We start from the raw sequence: 2217 nt of genomic DNA on the forward strand, positions 1-2217 counted from the left end.
CCACCGCCGCATCGGCGACGAGCTCGTGCTCGCAAAGCCGGGCGGCGATCTCGCCCGGCTCGATGCGGAAGCCGCGGATCTTCACCTGCTCGTCGTTGCGGCCGAGGAACTCGAGATTGCCATCCGGCAGGTAGCGGGCCAGGTCGCCGGTCCGGTACATGCGGGCGCCGGCCTTGACGCTAAACGGATCGGCCAGGAACCGCTCCGCCGTCAGCTCCGGCCGGTTAAGGTAGCCGCGCGCAACCCCTGCCCCGCCGATATAGAGCTCGCCAACCGCCCCGAAAGGCACGGGCTGACCATGGTTGTCAAGCAGATAGAGCCGCGTGTTCGCGATTGGGCGGCCGATCGGTACGATCGCCCCGTCAAAGTCATCGGGGCAGTTCCAAACGGTGGCGCAAACTGTTGCTTCCGTCGGGCCATAAGCGTTGACGATGCTTGCTTGGACTAGACTTCGAATGAGTTCAGCCTTCGGGAGCTCTCCAGCAAGAATGAGCACTTGCGGGGCCAAACATTGCAGATCCCTGCGTGCCTGAAGCAAGGCTGGAGGTAACGTCGCATGGGTGATGGATTCGCTCTGCAGGTAATCCGATAGCCTGTTGGTCGCCTGGCGGAGCCCGTTCGCAGGCAAATGCAATGCGGCGCCGGAGCCAAACGCCATAACAAGCTCCGAAGCACTTGCATCAAAGCCGAAGGAGGCGAATTGCACGACACTGCTATTTGAACAAACGCCAAAAAGTCCGATCTGAGCCAAGCCCAGATTTACCAATCCCCGATGCTCGACCATGACACCCTTAGGCGTTCCGGTAGAGCCGGAGGTGTAGATGACATAGGCGAGATGCCGGGAGTTCAGGCCGAGGGAATGCGGGTCGGGATCGTCAGCGGACTGGTCGGCCCAGGCGGGGGTGGCGGTGTCGAGATCGACCACGCTCAGGCTTGCGATGGCCTCGGCGCCCAGCGCCTCGCGGCCGGCGGCATCGCACAGCAGCAGCCGCGGTGCGGCATCGTCGAGCACCTGGTTGAGCCGCGCGCAGGGATAGGCCGGATCGAGCGGCAGATAGGCGCCGCCCGCTTTCAGGATCGCCAGCAGTCCCACCACCATCGCCGGGCTGCGCTCGAGGCAGATCGCCACCGGCTGGTCCGGCTTCACCCCAAGCGCGATCAGATGATGGGCCAGACGGTTGGCCTCGGCGTTGAGTTCGCCATAGCTCAGCTCTTCATCCTCATGCACCAGCGCCACCGCGGCGGGCGCCCGGCGCACCTGGGCCTCGAACAGTTCGTGGACGCAAAGCTCCGACGGATAGTCCGCTTCCGTGCGGTTCAGCTCCTCCAGCAAATAGCGGCGCTCGTCAGCCGGCAGGATGTCGATGCGGCCAACCGGCTGCCCGGCATCGGCAACCATCGCCCGCAGCAGCGCCAGCAGATAGCCGCGCTGCCGCTCGATCGTCGCCCGGTCGAACAGCGCCGTCGCATAGCCCAGAGTCCCGGCGATGACCTCGCCATCGTCGCGAAGGTCAAGCTCCAGATCGAACTTGACCTGATCGAGCCCCTCGCCTGCAGCCTCCACCCGCAGCTCCGGCAGGTCCAATGATCCGACGCTGTTGTTCTGCCAGGCCAACATCACCTGGAACAACGGCGTGTGATCGAGGGCGCGGGGCGGCCGGACGATCTCCACCACCTGCTCGAACGGCAGGTCCTGATGCTCCTGCGCGGCGAGTGCCGTGCGCCGCGTCCGCTCCAGAAGCTCCGACACGCTCGGCTCGCCGGACAGATCGATTCGAACCGCCAGGGTGTTGACGAAGAAGCCGATCAGCTCTTCGACCTCGCGGCGGCCGCGATTGGCGCTCGGCACGCCGATGACAAGGTCGTCCTGCCCCGACAGGCGCGACAGCACCGCCGCCCAGGCCGCCAGCACCGTCATGAACAAGGTCGTGCCATGCTGCCGGCTCAGCCGCTTCAGCCCGCGCGTCAGATCGGCATCGATGACGACAGGGACGGTGGCTCCGGCAAACGACTGCTGCGCCGGCCGCGGCCGGTCGGTCGGAAGCGCCAGACGGGCCGGCGCACCCGACAGGCTGTCGCGCCAATACTGCGCCTGGGCCTGCAGCCGCTCGCCCGACAACCATTGCCGTTGCCAGGCGGCATAGTCCGGATACTGGATGGTCAGCGGCGCCAGCGGGTTCTGCTGGCCAGAGGCAAACGCCCGGTAAAGCTGACTAA

Annotated in this window: 1 protein-coding gene; it reads right to left on the reverse strand. The window is 65.9% G+C overall.

Annotated features, from left to right (window positions below; genetic code table 11):
- The coding region (locus SINAR_RS01000000134590; RefSeq protein WP_150852094.1) for a non-ribosomal peptide synthetase at positions 1–2217 on the reverse strand (2217 nt) is incomplete at both ends.

The sequence above is a fragment of the Sinorhizobium arboris LMG 14919 genome, assembly GCF_000427465.1.
Classification (GTDB): Bacteria; Pseudomonadota; Alphaproteobacteria; order Rhizobiales; family Rhizobiaceae; genus Sinorhizobium; species Sinorhizobium arboris.